The sequence below is a fragment of the Parapedobacter brassicae genome (assembly GCF_051400755.1).
Taxonomy (GTDB): domain Bacteria; phylum Bacteroidota; class Bacteroidia; order Sphingobacteriales; family Sphingobacteriaceae; genus Parapedobacter.
Genome location: NZ_JBLFFL010000002.1, coordinates 520776 through 539374 on the forward strand (window position 1 = coordinate 520776; position 18599 = coordinate 539374).

16 protein-coding genes are annotated in these 18599 nt (G+C 49.2%); 10 read left to right on the forward strand and 6 right to left on the reverse strand.

Annotation, left to right across the window (positions count from 1 at the left end; all coding sequences use genetic code 11):
- Positions 1-26: 26 nt before the first annotated feature.
- Together ACMGDE_RS07655 and ACMGDE_RS07660 are read right to left on the reverse strand one after the other, a co-directional pair.
- Entirely contained in the window at positions 27-896 is an 870-nt protein-coding gene (locus ACMGDE_RS07655; protein WP_436832185.1) for a YitT family protein, read from the reverse strand.
- Between the two features lie 20 nt (positions 897-916).
- A complete protein-coding gene (locus ACMGDE_RS07660; RefSeq protein ID WP_436832186.1) occupies positions 917-1486 on the reverse strand; it encodes an HD domain-containing protein in 570 nt (189 codons plus the stop codon).
- An 85-nt stretch (positions 1487-1571) separates the two neighbouring features.
- On the opposite strand from ACMGDE_RS07660, the gene ACMGDE_RS07665 reads away from it, so the two are divergent.
- Together ACMGDE_RS07665 and ACMGDE_RS07670 are read left to right on the forward strand one after the other, a co-directional pair.
- On the forward strand, positions 1572-1925 hold the full coding sequence (locus tag ACMGDE_RS07665; RefSeq protein ID WP_436832187.1) for a DUF6152 family protein: 354 nt from the start codon (positions 1572-1574) through the stop codon (positions 1923-1925).
- 3 nt (positions 1926-1928) lie between these two features.
- Positions 1929-2417, forward strand: coding sequence for a DUF6644 family protein (locus ACMGDE_RS07670; protein WP_436832188.1), 489 nt, complete (start codon positions 1929-1931; stop codon positions 2415-2417).
- 47 nt (positions 2418-2464) lie between these two features.
- On the opposite strand, the gene ACMGDE_RS07675 is transcribed toward ACMGDE_RS07670, so the two are convergent.
- The gene (locus ACMGDE_RS07675) at positions 2465-3028 is read right to left on the reverse strand and encodes a DUF6266 family protein (RefSeq protein ID WP_436832189.1); all 564 of its coding nucleotides are present in this window, start codon (positions 3026-3028) and stop codon (positions 2465-2467) included.
- Positions 3029-3040: 12 nt separating this feature from the next.
- Positions 3041-3694, reverse strand: coding sequence for a DUF6266 family protein (locus ACMGDE_RS07680; RefSeq protein ID WP_436832190.1), 654 nt, complete (start codon positions 3692-3694; stop codon positions 3041-3043).
- Between the two features lie 293 nt (positions 3695-3987).
- Here ACMGDE_RS07680 and ACMGDE_RS07685 point away from each other — a divergent pair, with 293 nt between their 5' ends.
- Both ACMGDE_RS07685 and ACMGDE_RS07690 read left to right on the forward strand, forming a co-directional pair.
- Positions 3988-4926 (forward strand): hydrogen peroxide-inducible genes activator, encoded by a 939-nt coding sequence (locus tag ACMGDE_RS07685; RefSeq protein ID WP_436832191.1) that lies wholly within the window; start codon positions 3988-3990, stop codon positions 4924-4926.
- Between the two features lies 1 nt (position 4927).
- Positions 4928-6718, forward strand: coding sequence for a chloride channel protein (locus ACMGDE_RS07690; RefSeq protein ID WP_436832192.1), 1791 nt, complete (start codon positions 4928-4930; stop codon positions 6716-6718).
- Positions 6719-6782: 64 nt separating this feature from the next.
- On the opposite strand, the gene ACMGDE_RS07695 is transcribed toward ACMGDE_RS07690, so the two are convergent.
- Positions 6783-7520 carry a 3-keto-disaccharide hydrolase gene (locus tag ACMGDE_RS07695; RefSeq protein WP_436832193.1) on the reverse strand — a complete coding sequence of 246 codons (738 nt, stop codon included), beginning with the start codon at positions 7518-7520 and terminating at the stop codon, positions 6783-6785.
- Positions 7521-7714: 194 nt separating this feature from the next.
- Here ACMGDE_RS07695 and ACMGDE_RS07700 point away from each other — a divergent pair, with 194 nt between their 5' ends.
- From ACMGDE_RS07700 to ACMGDE_RS07715, 4 genes are all read left to right on the forward strand, one after another.
- Positions 7715-9724 (forward strand): DUF3858 domain-containing protein, encoded by a 2010-nt coding sequence (locus ACMGDE_RS07700; RefSeq protein WP_436832194.1) that lies wholly within the window; start codon positions 7715-7717, stop codon positions 9722-9724.
- A gap of 2 nt (positions 9725-9726) precedes the next feature.
- Positions 9727-11619 (forward strand): DUF3858 domain-containing protein, encoded by a 1893-nt coding sequence (locus ACMGDE_RS07705; protein ID WP_436832195.1) that lies wholly within the window; start codon positions 9727-9729, stop codon positions 11617-11619.
- 169 nt (positions 11620-11788) lie between these two features.
- The gene (locus tag ACMGDE_RS07710) at positions 11789-14086 is read left to right on the forward strand and encodes a TonB-dependent receptor (RefSeq protein ID WP_436832196.1); all 2298 of its coding nucleotides are present in this window, start codon (positions 11789-11791) and stop codon (positions 14084-14086) included.
- 2 nt (positions 14087-14088) lie between these two features.
- Entirely contained in the window at positions 14089-14889 is an 801-nt protein-coding gene (locus tag ACMGDE_RS07715) for a DUF4249 domain-containing protein (protein ID WP_436832197.1), read from the forward strand.
- 39 nt (positions 14890-14928) lie between these two features.
- On the opposite strand, the gene ACMGDE_RS07720 is transcribed toward ACMGDE_RS07715, so the two are convergent.
- Positions 14929-15537: a polysaccharide deacetylase family protein gene (locus ACMGDE_RS07720; protein ID WP_436832198.1), complete on the reverse strand. Its 609-nt coding sequence runs from the start codon at positions 15535-15537 to the stop codon at positions 14929-14931.
- An 83-nt stretch (positions 15538-15620) separates the two neighbouring features.
- On the opposite strand from ACMGDE_RS07720, the gene ACMGDE_RS07725 reads away from it, so the two are divergent.
- Together ACMGDE_RS07725 and ACMGDE_RS07730 are read left to right on the forward strand one after the other, a co-directional pair.
- On the forward strand, positions 15621-17003 hold the full coding sequence (locus ACMGDE_RS07725; RefSeq protein ID WP_436832199.1) for a TolC family protein: 1383 nt from the start codon (positions 15621-15623) through the stop codon (positions 17001-17003).
- A 28-nt stretch (positions 17004-17031) separates the two neighbouring features.
- Positions 17032-18408 (forward strand): efflux RND transporter periplasmic adaptor subunit, encoded by a 1377-nt coding sequence (locus tag ACMGDE_RS07730; RefSeq protein ID WP_436832200.1) that lies wholly within the window; start codon positions 17032-17034, stop codon positions 18406-18408.
- Positions 18409-18599: the final 191 nt, after the last annotated feature.

Sequence of the window (18599 nt, forward strand, 5' to 3'; positions counted from 1 at the left end):
GTGCGATAACGCACAAAAGCTGCCGATCAATGTTCCCTGGCACGTTTTTTTAATACACCGCCCGCCACTTCTTTGATGGTATTGGTGTATACAAATGCCTGCGGATCGATCTCGCGGACCATGCTTTTGAGCCGCCTGACCTCAAAGCGGGTAACCACCGTAAATACGATGTCCACCGGGTGGCTGACGTCGAACGTTCCTTTCAGGAATCCCCGCTCACCCTTATAGACCGTGATGCCCTTGCCCATTTCCTGTACCAAACGCGCTTTGATGACATCACTCTTGGATGAAATGATATTGACCGCTGTATATTCCTCCAGCCCCTCGATCACGAAGCTGATCGTGCGGGAGGCCGTATAGTACGTCAGAATGGAATACAGTGCCGTTGGCAAGCCCAATTGTATTGCGGCGATGAGGAAGATGATGATGTTGATCCCGAGGATGATCTCACTGATGGTAAAACTGCTTCTCCTGAGCGTGTAAAGCGCAAGTACTTCTACACCATCCAGCGCGCAGCCACCGCGCATCGCCAGGCCGACACCCAACCCCATGAATACACCGCCGAAGATGGAGACGAGCAATTTATCCGATGTAATCGGCGGATAGGGCACATAGAGCAGGCAAATGCCCAATAAGATCACACAGCCCAGCGTTCTCCACGCAAACGTGCGGTTCACCTGATAGGCACCCATGATGATCAAAGGCAGATTGGCCAATACGATGACATAGGCAATATTGAAATGGTATATTTCATGGATCAAGAGCGCGATACCCGTGACCCCGCCGTCAAAAAAATGATTAGGAATCAGGAATCCTTTTAACGCAAATCCACAAAACAATACGCCACAAATGACATAACTTACATCGCGGGCAATCGCACGCCATTGATTATCCATGCTGGTCACGTTCACTATAATTATACGATCAGTTTTTTAAAATTTTCCGCTTTCTGTCGGTCTCTGAGCCGTTTGGCCGTCGCAGTAAAATACCGATGATTTTCCAAAAAAGCAAGTTGGATACCATCATACTCCGCTCGTGAACGAACAGTCCCTAAGCGCTGCATCTCATTGTAGAGCAGCTCACTGCGCACAAAAAAGTCACCCCTTCCGAGATAATCCAAATCGGCGTCGCAAAGAACCTCTTCCAGATGCTCTTGGGGCCGTTGTGGCACCTCCGTAGCCATGATGAGCCTGCAGATCAGTTCGATATCTGCCTCCGTATAGCCAAATGCAGGCAACGCCTCTTGGGCAATCGTACAGGATGACACCTCATGCCCCTTGGCTGTGATCAGGAAACCCGCGTCATGGAAGAGCGCCGCCGTGAGGAGCAATTCCAACGGCCTGCCGCTGATCCCTTCCGCCTGCGCGAGGTGCTGCGCCGCCGAATGCACATCCATCGTATGCACATCGTTATGATAGGTCAAATCGGGCGAAAGCTCGTCTTTCAGTCTCTTCAGGATGTAACCCGCAGCCAGATCACGTTGCATAGGCGACTTTTATTGGTGGCTAATATATCAAACATAATCGTTTATCCATTGTTTATAGGGTGGATTAACATTAAATTTTTAAGTGATGACTTACCTAAAAACCATTTCGCTGGCAGCCAGCTGTTTGCTTTGCGTATCGTTCACCGCATTCCATCATGGATGGGCCAACTATGACCAGACCAAAGTACTGGATTTTACGACCACCATTGAGCAATCTACCTATGAGAATCCACATGCATTAGCTGAAGTGGAATACAAAGATGCCACATGGACCGTTTATTTAGCCCCAGCCAGCCGAATGACGGCCCGTGGGGTATCGGCGGATATGATCAAAAAGGGAACGGAATTGCGTATTGTAGCCTATCCGCACAAGACCAAAAAAACAGAGATGCGTGCCGAGCGGATATTTATCGGGGGCAAGAAATACGAATTGCGCTAGTCGGTGCCGTTCTTCATGGTCACCTTTTTCAATTGGCTGGAAAATGCTTCCTGGGCGACTCATATCCGTCAGTCGATGTGGCTATATCCGGCATTGGAAATCGCGCATATCGTCGGTATTGTCATGCTCGTAGGCGCCGCGTTTGTGTTCGATCTGCGCCTGCTGGGCTTTTCGAATACATTGTCCATCACCGGATTGTCCCGCCACGTATTGCCTTGGTCGCGCAGGGGCCTGATCCTGATCGTGCCGTCGGGCATCCTGCTGTTCATGACCAATGCAACCGCCTTGGGTGTTAATCCGACCTTTTGGCTCAAAATGATGTTATTGGGTATTGCAGCGCTTAATGTATTGATATTCCATCGGGTTGTTTACAAACACGGTACGGCGTTGGCCGACCAGCATAATCCCCCCTTTGCCGCCAAGGTATCCGCACTGGTTTCCATTGTTGCCTGGATCGCCATCATTGCCTGCGGCCGTTTACTGGCGTATTGAATGTTACTTACGCAACTATATCAAATTTTACCTATTCAAAAAGAGCGTTATTTTTCGTTGATCAACCCCACATGCACACTCTTACTATACTGTTTTTTACTGGCGCTATGCACAAACAGGTAGACATGGAAGGGTGCGGTCCACAGCTGCTGAGGTAGTTCCACGGTGATGTGCTCTTCCGTTCGTTTACATACATGGGTGTTGCGTGCGCCGACTCCGGCTTCGGGGCTGTATACCACGAGCACCACTTCGTCATTTGAACTGGCCATTGGATTGCCGGCACTGGAAAAATAGACCTCCAGTTCCTGTTGCTGACGGACCACCTCGCTGATCTGGGGGGAGGGAAGGATACCCATGCTGATGGTAGCCCGCTCGGGTATAACCCGTTGGTCGGGGTATTCGCCTTCCATCGCGTCTTCCATCAGTTTCTTCAAGGCCTGCCCGAAGGCTTTCTTTTTGCTCCCTTTTCCCTGGTTTAACCAACTCTCGGCAATGAGGGGCCGTAGGGGATTGAGAAAAGCCATCGCCAAGCGCATCCGTTGCTGGACGGCCAGTTTGCCGTATGATTTTTCGTTGGTTTTGGGTTTGGTGGCGTCGTAGAAAAATTCCATGATAAATTTGGATTAAAGGCGAATGGAATCAGCATCGGACAGCGGGATATAAACGGTTTTTGAAACGCGTTTCCCTTGCTTGTCTGCAAAGAACAGCCATACATGGATATCCGGACCTCGGAGTTGACCTTTAAAATCAATACGCGCCATCCCTTCATGGCGGGCCACATTGCTATTGGCACAAAACCGGTCGTTCTGCGGACTATAGGCAAGGGCGTGCGCCACGTCATCCATTTCCCCGCCCATCCCATAAGTTTTCGGACTCCAGGTCACGTTGATGCCGTCGCCGTCCAGCAATGCGTGCTCCGCACCGGCAGTATAAAGCGTGCCATGGCTGAATTTGAGGGCCGGATAATCGAGTGTGATTTCGCCATCGACCTCCGAAAAGGCGTGTTCGTAGTTGTATCGGAAGGCTGCGTTCACACCGGTGGCCTTTCCGGTAAAGGATTTGAAGCCAACATTAAGCACAGTGTTGACCGGACGCAGGAAGTTGTTCAGCAGCGTGAATTTCTGCCGTTGGATAGCCTGTTCGGCCGTAGGGGGGCGTTTCCGTCCCTTGTCGCGACGCAGGCCTTTGATGTAGCTGATTTTCTTCCAGCTGCTGCCGACCACGCTTCCGGCTTTGCCTTTGAATGGTCCGTTTATGCCTTTTTCGATGATTCCCATGTCAAATATGCCATTTTGTTTATTGCAAGGTTACAAAATCACCTCCAATTCCCAAAAGAATTATATAAAAAGTTTAAAATAAATGAATAATACTTTTATTAAAAAACGATTTATAAACCTATTTATATCGTATTTTTATCGTATAAATACGATCGTGATACGATCAATTTACGATTAAAATACGATAAAAGATAAAACTATTATAGAATTCAAATAGTCTTTAACTAATTATCATTGGCTAATTGGTTTTAAAACATCTACTTTTCTATCTTTGCATCAACTTTATTGATGCCATGACGCTCGTACAATTGGAATATGTGATAGCTGTGGATACTTACCGGAGTTTTATCGCAGCTGCCGAGAAATGTTTTGTTACCCAGCCTACCCTGAGTATGCAGATCCAGAAACTGGAAGAATCGATCGGTACGCGTATTTTCGATCGGAGCAGGCAACCGGTGATCCCTACGGAGGTCGGGGTGGAGATCATCCGGCAAGCCCGGGTTGTCCTGACCGAAAGCCGTAAGATCAATGAATTGGTGCAATTGAAAAGGGGGGAGCTGGAAGGCGAATTGCGTATAGGAGTCATTCCTACCATCGCACCTTATTTATTGCCACGGGTGCTTGGCCGATTTATGCGGCAGTTTCCGAAACTTCACTTGCAGATATGGGAATATACGACCGAGCGGATTATCCGCGACCTGAAAGTGGGTTTATTGGATTGTGGTGTGCTCTCCACTCCGGTATATGACTCGACGATGGTGGAGCGCCCCTTGTTTTATGAACCTTTCGTGGCATATGTGTCGCCCAAGAGTGCGTTGATCTCGAAAAAACAGGTAACGTCCGAAGATGTGTTGAGCGATAAGCTCTGGCTGCTTACAGAGGGGCATTGCATGCGCGGACAGGTATTGAACATCTGCCAACGGAAACGCAGCATGGACCCGCATGGGACGTTCGAATACAATACCGGAAGTGTCGAAACCTTGAAACGGATGGTCGATAGCAATGCGGGCAGTACCATCTTGCCCGAATTGAGCATCGCGGATTTTGATGAAAACCAATTGGCCCGTGTGCGTTATTTTAAATCGCCGGAACCGGTGCGCGAGATCAGCTTGGTCACTACGCACAACTTTCTGAAAAAACCGGCTATCGACGCGTTGGAGAAGGAGATCGTCGCCGCTGTGCCCAAGAAGTTCTTGTCCAAAAAGCAAAAAGAGGTCATGGAGACGGATTAATATGGATAAGAAACGAAATTTGATCCACCGCCTTCAGCAATGGCGGATGCAGAAGATCTCCAACCGCAATTTCCTGGTTATCCTGGCGGTAGTGGTCGGCATTATCGGTGGGTTGGCTGCGGCTGCGCTTAAAGGGCTCACGCATTCGATCGCCGCTTTTTTGCAGGATGACGTGCAATGGCAGTATAAGTATTACTTGTACCTGTTTTTTCCGCTGATCGGCATCTTGTTGAGCGTCCTCTATGTGCGTCGTTTCATCCGAAAGGGTACGTTTGAGCACGGACTGACGCCGATCATTTATGCGATTTCGCGCAAATCGAGCCGGATAGAGGTACATAATATTTATTCGCAGATCATTACCAGCGCCCTGACCGTTGGTTTCGGGGGGTCATCTGGACTGGAAGCGCCGATTGCCTACAGCGGTTCGGCCATCGGTGCCAATGCTGGGCGGTTTTTTGGACTCAATTACCGGGAGGTGACCATGTTGCTGGCCTGTGGGGCGGCCGCGGGGATTGCCGGGGCGTTTAACAGTCCGGTAGCGGGAATGATCTTTGCCATCGAGATCCTACTCCCCGAATTTTCCATCCCGGCGTTCATTCCGTTGCTGATGGCAGCGGCCACGGCTTCCGTGGTGTCACGGTTGATATACAGTGAACCGTTGTTCCATTTGGTTACGGATGACTGGGTTTTCCAAGCGTTATTCTTTTACTTGCTATTGGCCGTGATCATTGGACTTTTTTCCATCTATTTCGCTAAAGTGAGTGCTTGGATGAAGGCGACCTTTGCCAAGATCAATGGCTCCTACCAAAAAGTGGGGGTAGGCGGGATGAGCCTCGGATTGCTGATCTTCTTGTTCCCAGCGCTTTATGGTGAGGGCTACCTGGCGATCCAGAACCTGTTGGATGGGCGTACAAACGCCATGCTGGCCAACAGTATTTTTGCCGACTATGGGCATATCGGCCCATTGGTGGTGGTATACGCCGTATTTACCGTTTTTGCGAAGTCGTTGGCGGCGTTGATCACCCTCAATAGCGGCGGCAACGGCGGGGTATTCGGTCCCAGTCTCGTGATGGGCGGATTGCTGGGCTTCGCCTTTGCCCATGGGGTCAACCTCACGGGATTGATTGAGCTGAATGAGGCGAACTTCGTGGTAGCGGGCATGGCAGCGGCATTGAGTGGCATCATGCACGCGCCGTTAACGGCGATTTTCCTCATCGCGGAAATCACCGGCGGCTATGCGCTGATGGTACCATTGATGCTCGTGACGGCCATTTCGTACTTGATCAACCGGGCGACGCTGCGCTATTCAATCTATACCAAGGTGCTGGCCGAACAGGGCGATCTGCTTACCCATGAAGATAAAGATCGTACCGTGCTGAGTATGATGAGACTCCGGTATGTGTTGGAGCGCAATTTCACCATCCTGCGGCCCGATGAGCGGCCTACCGACCGCAGGCATGATATCATCCATACCAAACGCAATATTTTTCCGGTGGTGGACCACGACGGTAAATTATTGGGGGTCATATATAGCGAACGCCTGTTTGAAATATTGCTGGGTGAGTATCCGGAAAAGGAGGATAAGACCATGCGTGAGTTGGCGGAGAAACCCGCCGATATCGTCCAGATGGATACCAATATGCAGACTGTGATGCAGAAGATGAACCGGGAGGATATCTGGATACTGCCGGTGGTCAACGCCGATGGAAACTACATGGGATTTGTATCCAAATCGGCGGTTTTTAATAAATACAGGGCTTTGTTAATGCGGCAGGGAACGTATTTGCAGTAGTGGGTGCTCGGGGGTCGGTGATGGGTTTCCCCGGTCACTGATCCCCGAACCCCGGTCACCACTATTAAAGTTCCTTGATGCGGATATTGCGATAGGCGACTACGTTGCCGTGGTCCTGAAGGGCAATCTTGCCTTTGGGATATTGCGCAAAACCTTCCCAGTCTTTGAATTTGCTGGCGTTCAAGATTTGCTCCCACTCCGGCGTACCGATCGTGACATCGGCGGTTTGCACGCCATTGAGCCAAAGGGTGATCTGTCCGTTGTTTTTGCGCAGGCGCGCTTGATTCCACTCGCCTACGGGTTTCGGCTTTGAGACTTCCTTGCTGCCGATCATGTCATATAGGGAGCCCGCGAGGTGGTTTTCGATTTTGTTATCGCCGGCGTCGATGTTGTCCAGCACCTGCATTTCAATGCCGGTCTGGTAGGTGGCGCTGAATTTCGGGTCTTCATGCACGCCGAAGATAACGCCGCTGTTGCCTCCGGATGAGATCTGCCACTCGAGCTCCAGTTCGTAGTTTTCATATTCGCCGTCCGTCACGATATCGCCGCGCTGCTCAGTGGGCACCTCGGGATTGAATCGCAACGCACCATCCTGCACAATCCAGGCGGCAGAAACGGTATCCCGCAGGTAGGTATGCCACCCGTCCGTGGTGGTGCCATCGAACAACGATACCCAACCATCGTTCTCAACGGGCGCTGCCGCGGTGGTATCCTGTGTTTCTTCCGTTTTCTGGCCTGATCCGCAGGAAGCGAATAGTGCCGCTGCTAATGCAATTGACAATAAATTTTTCAAATTTTCCATGTTAAAGACACTATGACGTTTTGATTTATGAGTTTGTTTGGTTTCAATACTACGAACTTATTTTTTAAAAACGAATATTTTGAAGTATTATTCTTGATAAAAACAGTTGACCATAATTGTTAAAAATTTTCTTATTATTGCGATGTAGATTTTATCAACTGTATGAATTAACCTAACCCTAAACCACTTGACCTATGGCCGAATTATTCCGTCAAATAAGTGCTTTGTCAGTTACTTTTTTCGTTGGACTCGTTTTCTGTGTGGCGCAGTCCACGGAGATTCCTAATCGTGAGTTTAAGTTCGGGGAAATCTCACCTGAAGAATTTGCCCTCGAGGCTTCAGGCGCGGATAGTGCAGCGGCCGCGCTGAAGATCTTTGATGTTGGGCACTGCGATTTTAATATTTCCAACGCTCGTGGTTTTACGTATGTATTCAAAAGGCACGTGCGGTACAAGATTCTCAACAAAAACGGATACGACTTGGCGAACCTCGATATTGCGTTATATCGTTCGTCAAACAGCAGCAAAGAGAACATGGTGTCTATGAATGCAACCACTTACAACCTGGAAAACGGAAAAATTGTGGAAAGCAAGCTGAGCAAGGATGCTAAGTTTACGGAGGCATTGGATGAGAATTACACGATCAAGAAATACACGCTCCCCAATGTAAAGGAGGGTTCGATCATCGAATTTAGGTATACCATCGAGTCTGATTTTATCTTCACCCTGCGTGGGTGGACGTTTCAAAGCGATATTCCTACCTTGTGGTCCGAGTATAATATTAGGATACCTGAATATTTCAATTACAAAGTCAACCTCAATGGGTATTGGCCCGTTGAAACCCCCATCAAAAAACAAGAAAACAAATCATATGTGGCTGGTTTAGCCTCTACAGCGCAATACACAAAGTATGTGGCACGAGCTATTCCGGCATTGAAAGATGAACCTTATGTGACGACATTGGACGATTACCGAGCCAAGATTGAATTTGAATTGCAGGGTACCCGATTTCCGAACGAACCTTATCAAGATTATACCGGAAACTGGCCTAAAATCATCAATGGATTAATGACGGATGAGAACTTCGGACAATACATCAATAAAAGGGCGCAAGCAAAGTCGCTTCTCGAAGGAGCGCCGTTTTCCGGCACGGCGAGCGAGTTAGCAAAAATCAAACAGCTGTATCACTACGTAACCGCGAATGTGAAATGGAATGAAGAGCACAGCCTCTATACAGATCACCTGAGTCCGAAAACGCTATTTGAAAAACGTGCGGGAAATTCATCCGATATCAATCTTGCGCTGATCAGCCTGTTAAAGGCAGCGGATATCACGGTGTATCCGGTATTGGTGAGCACAAGAGAAAACGGAGCCCACCCGGGATACCCAAATATATCCAAGTTTAACAATGTGGTGGCCCTCGCTGTTTATGACAGCACGGCGCTGCTTTTGGATGCTTGTGACCCACTGATGCCCATGGGTATGTTGTCGTTTCCGAATTTGGTCCATCAGGGCTTCCTGCTGGATATGGATAAAGAAGAAGGGCAATGGATTTCACTGGAAGCATCTCATAGTGGCGAGTCCAGCTACAACTACAACCTCACCCTGAATGAAGACAATACATTAGCAGGAAGTGTTCTGGAGATCCATAGGGGCTATAATGGCCTATCAAGGAGAAATAATTACCGCTCAAAAAGCAGTGAGTCGGAGTATATTAAGGATTACAAGGAAGATAGAGCAGGGCTCGATATATTGACGTATGAAATACTTAATATCGATTCTGCTGAGGAGTCATTGACGGAAAAATTAAAGGTCACGATCAGCGACAACGTAGAGGAAGCAGGTGATTTGGTTTATTTCCCGCCATTGTTGTATGAACGGACAAAAGAAAATCCATTTAAACACGATGAACGTAAGTTTCCGGTTGATTTCGGCTTCCCCATCAAAGAAACGTTTAGGATTACGGTGAAATTCCCGGAAAATTATACCGTCGAAAAACTGCCGAAAAGCATCGTCTATAAGTTGGCGGACGATAACGGTAGCTTTAAGATCTCCTACCTTTCTGAGGGGAAAGTCGTGCTCGTCAATAGTGTGATCGATTTGAAAAAAGGGGCATATAGCGCTGAAGAATATTTCGACTTGAAAGAACTGTTCAAGATCATAACCGAAAGGCAAGCCGAACAAATTGTGTTTAAAAAGATGTAAACATGAAGAAAATACTATTCCTTGCTTTCGCTACCCTGAGCACTGCGGTTAGCGGTCAATCCAACTACGATGTAGGCCATATACCCAAGTCGTTGATGCAGGATGCGGCGGCCATTATTCGTTTGGAGGACTGTGTTTTTGATATCACGAGTTCAGCAAAAGCACAGTTAACTTACAAAGTGGCCATCACGATTCTAAATAAAGCCGGCGACACGTATGCCGAAATGACGGAGATATATGACCGATTTTCCACCATCTCAAATATTAGCGCTACCCTGTATGATGCATCCGGAAAGGTCGTTCGAACGTATAAAAAAGCCGATATTCAGGATAGAAGCCTCATATCGGACTTTTCGATCTATGAAGATAACCGCTTGAAATACCTGACGTTTGCACATGTCGCCCATCCTTACACGATCGAATACAGTTATACCAAAGAGTACAAGGGGTTTCTTTCGATACCCTCGTGGCGTCCCATTCGTTCATTTGGCATTGCCGTCGAAAAATCAAGTTATACCATCCTGTGTCCGCCTTCTTATGCCTTCAAGAAGCTGACAAGTGCGGGCTTGCAGGCAGATTCGGTGATGATGAATGGCAAAATACAACACAAATGGGTGTGTGACAATCTGCCGGCATTGGTATATGAGCCTTATAGCGCAGGGTTAGACAACGTGGTGCCATGGGTTTCGGTGTCGCCAACCGACTTTGAATACGATGGTACCCATGGGAGCCTACAGGATTGGAACCAGCTTGGTAGATGGCTCCACACACTCAATGAAGGGGGAAGCTACTTAAACGAGACCACCAAGAATGAGGTGAGAAGCCTCATCAAAAATGCAACGACCGACGACGAAAAAATACGCATTTTATATAATTATCTCCAACAAAACACACGGTACGTGAGCGTACAGCTGGGGATCGGGGGCTTTAAGCCCATAAGTGCCGATAACGTTGCACAGGTAAATTATGGCGACTGTAAAGCCTTATCCAATTTTATGAAGGCTTTACTCCACGAGGCAGGCATCACTTCCAATTTGGTGGTCATCGGCAATGGCCTGCCCAGCCTCAACGCTGCTTACGCGAGTTTCGGTCAGGCAAATCATATGATTTTGTGCGTACCCCAAGAAAGCGATACGACATTTTTAGAATGTACAAGCCACCACTATCCGATGGGATTTATCGGCCACAGCAATGCCGGCCGAACGGCATTAATGGTGGATGGGAACGGAGGTAGGCTTATCAATACCACTAAATACACCGCTAAAGACAATTACCTGAAACGTAACGTACTGGTGAGTTTCGCCGGCGATTTGACGGCCAACATCGATATCAACACCAAATATGGTCATGCACAATTTGCAGATAATTTAGATATACTGCTGGAAGAACCCAGCGAACAGCGGAAGGGTATCTTGGAAAACCTGGGGATACCCGGTATGGAGTTGGTGGACTATTCCTATTTGCAACCCGATAAAATTAAACCCGAATTGACGGAGACGATAAAGGTAACGAGCAAGCAACTGCTGAGTAAGGGCGGAGACCGGATTTTTCTGACAGCAAATCTCTTGAACAGACGAGAACATATTCCGCCTGCTGTACCCGGGAGGAAAACCGACTTTGCGTTATCATTCGATTATATGGATGAAGATGAAATCATTTACAACCTACCGGAGGGTTATGACGTAGAACACCTTCCTAAAGATGTCGAACTGGTATCGGAATTTGGTACATTCAGCGCGAGCTATATCGCCGACGAACGCACAATCACCTATCGACGCACCCAAGTGATGAATAGCAAAAAGTACCCGCCCGAAAAATACAGTGAATTCGTGGAATTCTGTAAGCAGGTGTATCAATCTGATAAACAGAAAGTTGTGCTTATACGGGTATTATAGTTGCCGGGTATAAATGAAATGTTATCGATTTAGGACATAAATTAATGTAAACCACGTAATATTGTAAGGGGAAAGGGAGTCTAACGCATGTTGTGTGTGCTCGCCATTTTTCAATACAATACCAGATATGTCCCTTGCGTTGTTTTGTAGGTTCCAATTTATATTAGCAGTGGTTTTCGTCGGTGTACCATTTACCACATTTGCTCAACCTGCACACACCGTCAGTGGCTATATCCGCGACGCACTCACCGGCGAAACGCTGGTAGGCGCGAGCATCCGGTGGAAGGCCGACCCCTCGGTCGGTACCCGTGCCAATAACTACGGATTTTATTCGCTCACCCTGTCGGAGGGAGATCAGGTGCTGGTCATTTCGCATATCGGTTATCAAACACTGGAAATGCCGGTACAGGTATCGGCGAACCGGCAGGTAGATGTCGAGCTGCGGAGTGGCGAACTGCTGGATGAGGTAGTGATCACCCAGGCGTCGCCCAGTGAAAACGTACGCAGTCCGCAAATGGGCGTGGCGCGGGTGGCGATAAACGAGATCAAGCATGTGCCGGTATTGATGGGGGAGAAAGATGTGCTCAAGACGATCCAACTGCTTCCCGGCGTGATGTCGGGCGGCGAGGGCAGCAGCAATTTCTTCGTGCGGGGCGGGGGAGGTGATCAGAACCTGATCTTGCTGGATGAGGCGATGGTGTATAATGCGTCCCATCTTTTCGGTTTTTTTTCCACCTTCAACTCCGACGCGATCAAGGACGTAAACCTGTATAAAGGGGGGATGCCCCCGCAGTACGGCGGACGATTGGCTTCGGTGTTGGATATTACCATGCTGGATGGTAATAAGAAGGAGTTTGGTGCCGAAGGCGGGGTGGGACTGATCGCTTCGCGGCTCAAGGTGGATGGCCCCATCGTGAAAGATAAGGGGTCGTTTATGGTCAGCGGGCGCCGGACCTATGCCGACCTGTTCCTCAAATTATCCCAGGATGAAGAGATCAACAGCAGTCGCCTCTATTTCTACGACCTGAATGCCAAGGCAAACTATCGGCTCAACGACCGGAATACACTGTTTGTTTCCGGTTACTTCGGAAGGGATGTACTCGGGTATTCCGACCTATTTGGTTTCGATTGGGGCAACGCCACGGCGACCTTGCGGTGGAACAACGTGATCAATAGCCGCTTGTTTTCGAATACCACGTTCGTTTACAGTGATTTCAATTACCATGTCAACATCGAAAACGAAGATGTCAATTTTGCCATCGCTTCCCGGATACGGAATTACAACTTGAAACAGGATTTCCAATTCTTTTCGTCCAACAAAAGCACCTGGCGCTTCGGGGTCAATTTGCTGCAGCAGCGTATTTCTCCTGCCAATATCGATGCCGAGGACGACACGCCGGTGAATAGCCTGCAACTGGAAGACCGGAGCGGAATGGAATTGGCGGCGTACCTTTCGCACGAATGGAATCCGGTGGATCGGCTGAGTCTGGTATACGGAATTCGCGTGAATCAGTTCATGCTTTTCGGTCCGGGTACGTTCTATGCCTATGATGCGGAGGGGGATGTGGTCGAAAGCCAGGAGTACGCGCGCGGGGAAGTGGTGCAGCACTACTTCAATCTGGAGCCGCGCCTGTCGCTGAGTTATCAGTTGAACGGCGATAACAGTCTGAAGCTGTCCTATAACCGGAACGTCCAGCACCTGCACCAGCTGTCCAACTCGACATCCAGCCTGCCGACGGATGCCTGGGTGATGAGCAGCAATAACATTAAACCGCAATTGGCGGACCAGGTAGCGGCGGGGTATTACCAGAATTTCGGTGACGGTATGTATGAATTTTCGGCCGAATCGTATTATAAATACATGCAGAACCAGATCGACTATCGCAATGCGGCCGATCTGCAGGCCAATGAACACATCGAAGCGGAATTGCTCTACGGTATCGGACGGGCGTACGGGGTGGAGTTGTTTCTGAAAAAGCGTCAGGGAAAGCTGAACGGTTGGCTGAGCTATGCCCTGTCCAAAAGCGAGCGGCAGTTTGACGGCATCAATGACAACAATTGGTTCGCTGCTCGGCAAGACCGCACGCACGATGTTGCCGTGGTGGGCATGTATCAGTTATCTCCGCGCTGGAACCTATCGGCCACGTTGGTGTACAGCACGGGAAGCGCGGTGACCTTTCCGAGCGGCAAATATTCGGTAGAGGGGCAGACGCTATGGTATTACACCGAGCGCAACGGCTACCGCATGCCGGATTACCACCGGTTGGATCTGGGGGCTACGTGGGAGTCGCCGGTAGGCAAACGCTTCTCGTCCAGCTGGACATTTGGCGTGTACAATGCCTATAACCGTAAAAATGCCTACATCATAGATTTTAGGGAAAATGAAAACAATCCGAACGTCACAGAAGCCTATCGGATCGCCCTATTTGGGATTATTCCTTCCGTGACATGGAATTTTAAATTTTGAGCATGAACAGGCATCACCGATATCCGATTTTAGTCGCCTTATCCCTAGGATTTTTAGGATCGTCATGTGAAGATGTCATTGATGTGGACCTGAACAGTGCCAATCCGCAGCTGATCATCACGGCCGACGTAAATAACGTGGACGACAGCCAGTTGGTCACCATCAGCCGGACGGTACCGTTTTCGGCTGACCAGCCGTTTGAAGGGGTTTCCGGAGCAGCAGTAGGGGTGTATGAGGAGGTCAACGGGGAATTGAGCGGGGCACACCAGTTTTTGGAGGAAGAGCCCGGAAGGTACGTGGCAACCAACTTCAAAGGGATAGAAGGGGCGACCTATACGCTTTACGTTCAGGTGAATGACACCCTTTTTACAGCCACGGTGACCATGCCGAACTCGGTCGTCGTGGATTCCATCGGCACGTCGGTTCGCAACGTGTTTGATGAAGAACAGAAATTGATTACCCTTAAATTCCAGGATCCGCCGGGTATGCCGAACTATTACCGATACCTGTGGAGCATCAACGGGAGGGCGTTCGATATGCTGCACGTCAGCCGGGATAAATTCAACGACGGCAAGTACGTGAGCGAGGACCTTTTTGATTTCGATGTCGAACTAACCGAGGGCGACGCGGTGACTGTTCGGATGCAATGCATAAACCAGGCAACCTATGATTTTTGGAACGCGGTGCAATCAACAAACCCCGGCACAGCCGCACCGGCCAACCCGCCTTCGGTATTTGGTAAGGCCGCCTTGGGCTATTTCAGTGCCCATGCAATGGAGGAGTTTTCCGTGGAAGTGCAGTAGGGTATGCGCTGTACATAGGTGCGCGAATACACAAATCCATTACAAGACCCCAAACGTATACCCCTGACTCAACCAATGCTCAATGGCACGGGGGAGGGCATAGGTGACACGGGGAATCGCCTTGATATTATCGTGGAATACCACGATAGAACCATTGCGGGTATGGCGGATGACGTTTTGCAAGCATTTTTCGGGAGCCAGTTTCGTGTCAAAATCGCCGCTCAGTACGTCCCACATGATGATTTCGTGCGATTTCCGGATCTCAGCATATTGCGCCCGCGTGCCCCTTCCGTAGGGGGGCCTGAATAAATCGGTTTGCGCCAGCTCCTGACAGCGGGCAACGTTTTGCAGATACGTTTTATTAGCTGTTTTCCATCCCTTGAGGTGGTTGTAGGTGTGGTTGCCGATGCGATGCCCATTTTCCAGCAAGCAATTGAATAAATTAGGATGTTTTTTTATATTTTCGCCCACGCAGAAGAACGTAGCCTTGATATCGTAATTTTTTAAGGTATTTAGAATCTCCGGTGTAACATCTGGTATTGGGCCATCGTCAAAGGTGAGAAAAATACATTTATCGGTCCGGCTGCGATGCCAGGTAAGGGTGGGATATAGCCACCGCAAGAGAAGGGGAGACTTGATGGTGTACATGGATTTACAAAAGAAGCAAATATTGACCATACATCGCAATCTTTCCAGATGAATCGTCATCAGCTGTAGCTTACAAGAAAAGAATGAAAAGAAAATTCCCACACCTAACGTATACGATCGCCTTATGTATGGTACTGTTGGTATCCACCCGCGGCATGGCACAACAGTTGATGCCTGTCAGGGATGCCGTCCGCCAAGCGTTGGAAAATAACCTGCAGGTAAAACAAGCCCAGTTTCAAGCAGCCCTTTCAGAGCAAGATGTGCGGCAGGCCAAAAGCCAATTTTATCCCAGTTTAAGTGCCCAGGTAGGCGGTAATATGCGTTTCGGACGATATTTCGATCAAACAACCGGACAATTGGTGCCTTCGGTGAATACCGCTAACGCTAGCCTCTCAACAGATGTGCCTATTTTTCAGGGGTTTCAACGGGTCAATCAGATATTGGCCAACAAAAACCAGCTTTCCGCTGATCAGAGCAATATAGAGAAAGTAAAGAACGATCTGGTGCTTTCGGTGGTGACCACTTACCTGGAGGCGCTGACCAATCAAGATCTGCTGACGGCCGCAGAGCAGCAGCTGGGTCTTTCTCAGCGGCAATTGGAAGTAGCTGAAGCCAACTACGAGGTGGGCAATAATACGTTAGCCGATCTGTCGCAAGCGAAAAGCCAGGTAGCCACCGATGAGTTGAATGTCACCTCGGCCCAGAATGCGTATGAGCTTTCTATGTTGAACCTGAAACAATTGATGGAAATGAGTCCATCGGAAGACATCGCATTGGAAAAACCTGAAATCGAGTCGGTGGTAGGGGTTACTACTGCATATGATGCCAATGAGGTCTACACCCAGGCGCTCACCACGCAACCGGATATTGAGCAGGCTGCCTATACGACGTTAGTGGCCGAACGAAATATCGCCATCGCGAAGGGCGCTTATTATCCTACACTGGGTTTCGGTGCCGGATACGGTACGAGTGTATCTTCGGTGGCTTCGAGGGTTATCGGTGTCGATGAAAACGACGATCCGATTTATCAACGGGTGAATTTCGGGGATCAGCTCAAAGATAACGAAAGCCCATACATCGGACTGAGCCTCAATATTCCCATATTCAACCGATTCCAGACGAAGATCAACGTCAACAAGGCCAAAATAAATTATCAAAATGCCGTAACGAATGAGCAATTGACGAAAAACAACCTGAATAAGATCATCCATCAGGCAACGCTGGATTTGCGGTCTGCGGAGAAGCGTTATTATTCTACGGAAACCGCTTTTACTTCTGCAAAAGATGCCTTTGAGGTGCTCAACCAGCGGTATGAGGTGGGACTGGCCAATTCGGTCGAACTGTTCACGGCGCAAACGAACATGAATAGGGCCGAGTTTGATCATATACAGGCGCGGTATGATCTGATTTTCCGGAGCAAGGTCATCGACTTCTACCTCGGGAATGAAATTAATTTTGAAAACTGAACATAAACAACCCAATCATAGATAGACTATGGCAAAGAAGAAAAACACACTGAAATATGTATTAATTGGTGCAGTCATCCTGGTGATACTGGTCGTCGTCGCCAACAAAATGGGCTGGATCGGCCAGGGCGATGTGATCAAGGTGGCCACGGATAAGGTGGAAAAGCGGACGGTGAACGAACAGGTTTCGGCCAGTGGGAAGGTACACCCCGAAGTGGAGGTGAAGTTGAGCTCGGAGGTTTCGGGGGAAATCGTGGAACTGAACGTAAAGGAAGGTGATGTGGTGACCAAGGGGGAGGTTCTTTGCCGTATACGGCCGGATATTTTGAAATCCGGCTATGACCGTGCAGTGGCGTCACTCAATGCCCAGCGGGCCAGCCTGGCTGTCGCTCAACAGCAATTGAAACAACAGGAAGCGAATTTCGCGAATACCGAGGCGCTGTACAATCGGAATAAAGGGTTGTTTGACAAAAAAGTCATTTCAGCAGCGGAGTTTGATCAGGTGAGGGCCAATTATGAAAGCGCCCGGGCCAGCTTGGAGGCGCAACGGCAAACCGTATTGGCGACCAAGTATGGTATCGATCAATCACAGGCATCGGTTAATGAGGCGGGCGACAACCTGGCGCGCACGACGATCTACGCGCCGGTGGATGGCGTGGTTTCGCTGCTGGCGGTGGAACTCGGGGAGCGCGTGGTAGGGACCGCACAGATGGCGGGTACGGAGATCATGCGTATTGCCAATATGAACTCCATGGAAGTAGTGGTAGAGGTGAATGAGAATGACATCACCCGCATATCGCTTAATAATGAAGCGTCTATCGAGGTCGACGCCTTTCAGGGTCGGAAGTTCAAGGGTGTGATCACCGAGATTGCCAGCTCATCTACAACGGCCGCCTCCACTACCACAACTGCTGCCGCAGGTACGGATCAGGTCACTAATTTCAACGTCAAGATCCGTATTTTGCCAGAGTCGTATGCAGACTTGTTGAAGAAGGACCAACCGAATCCTTCGCCCTTCCGCCCGGGACTGTCGGCGACGGTCGATATCCATACGCAACAGGACACGGGATTGGCTGTGCCTATACAGGCGGTGACGACACGTGAAGCAATGGGTGCGCCGGGTAGCGATACTACCGCTGCTGCCGCGAATGCAGGTGGAGATACCACGCGCGCGGCTGCTGGTGCTGGCGTGCCGAAAATGAACGAGTATGTCTTTGTCTACGCGGCTGACAATACGGTCAAACAGGTGGAGGTAACTACCGGGATCCAAGATGATATGCATATTCGCATCCTTTCCGGACTTAAAGAAGGCGATGAGGTGGTGTCGCGTCCGTTTAATGCGATCAGTAAAACGCTGAAGGACGGAAGTAAGGTGGAGAAAGTAGATAAGAATAGTTTGTTATAATTCAGGCGATTGCTCGACAACTGGAATCGGTTCGCGTTGCTCCCAATTCCTAGGTTGTCTCTGCAACCGCCTGAATTATCTGTGAGGGTTGGGGTTGGATCAGGCGATTGCTCGACAACTGGAATCGGTTCGCGTTGCTCCCAATTCCTAGGTTGTCTCTGCAACCGCCTGAATTATCTGTGAGGGTTGGG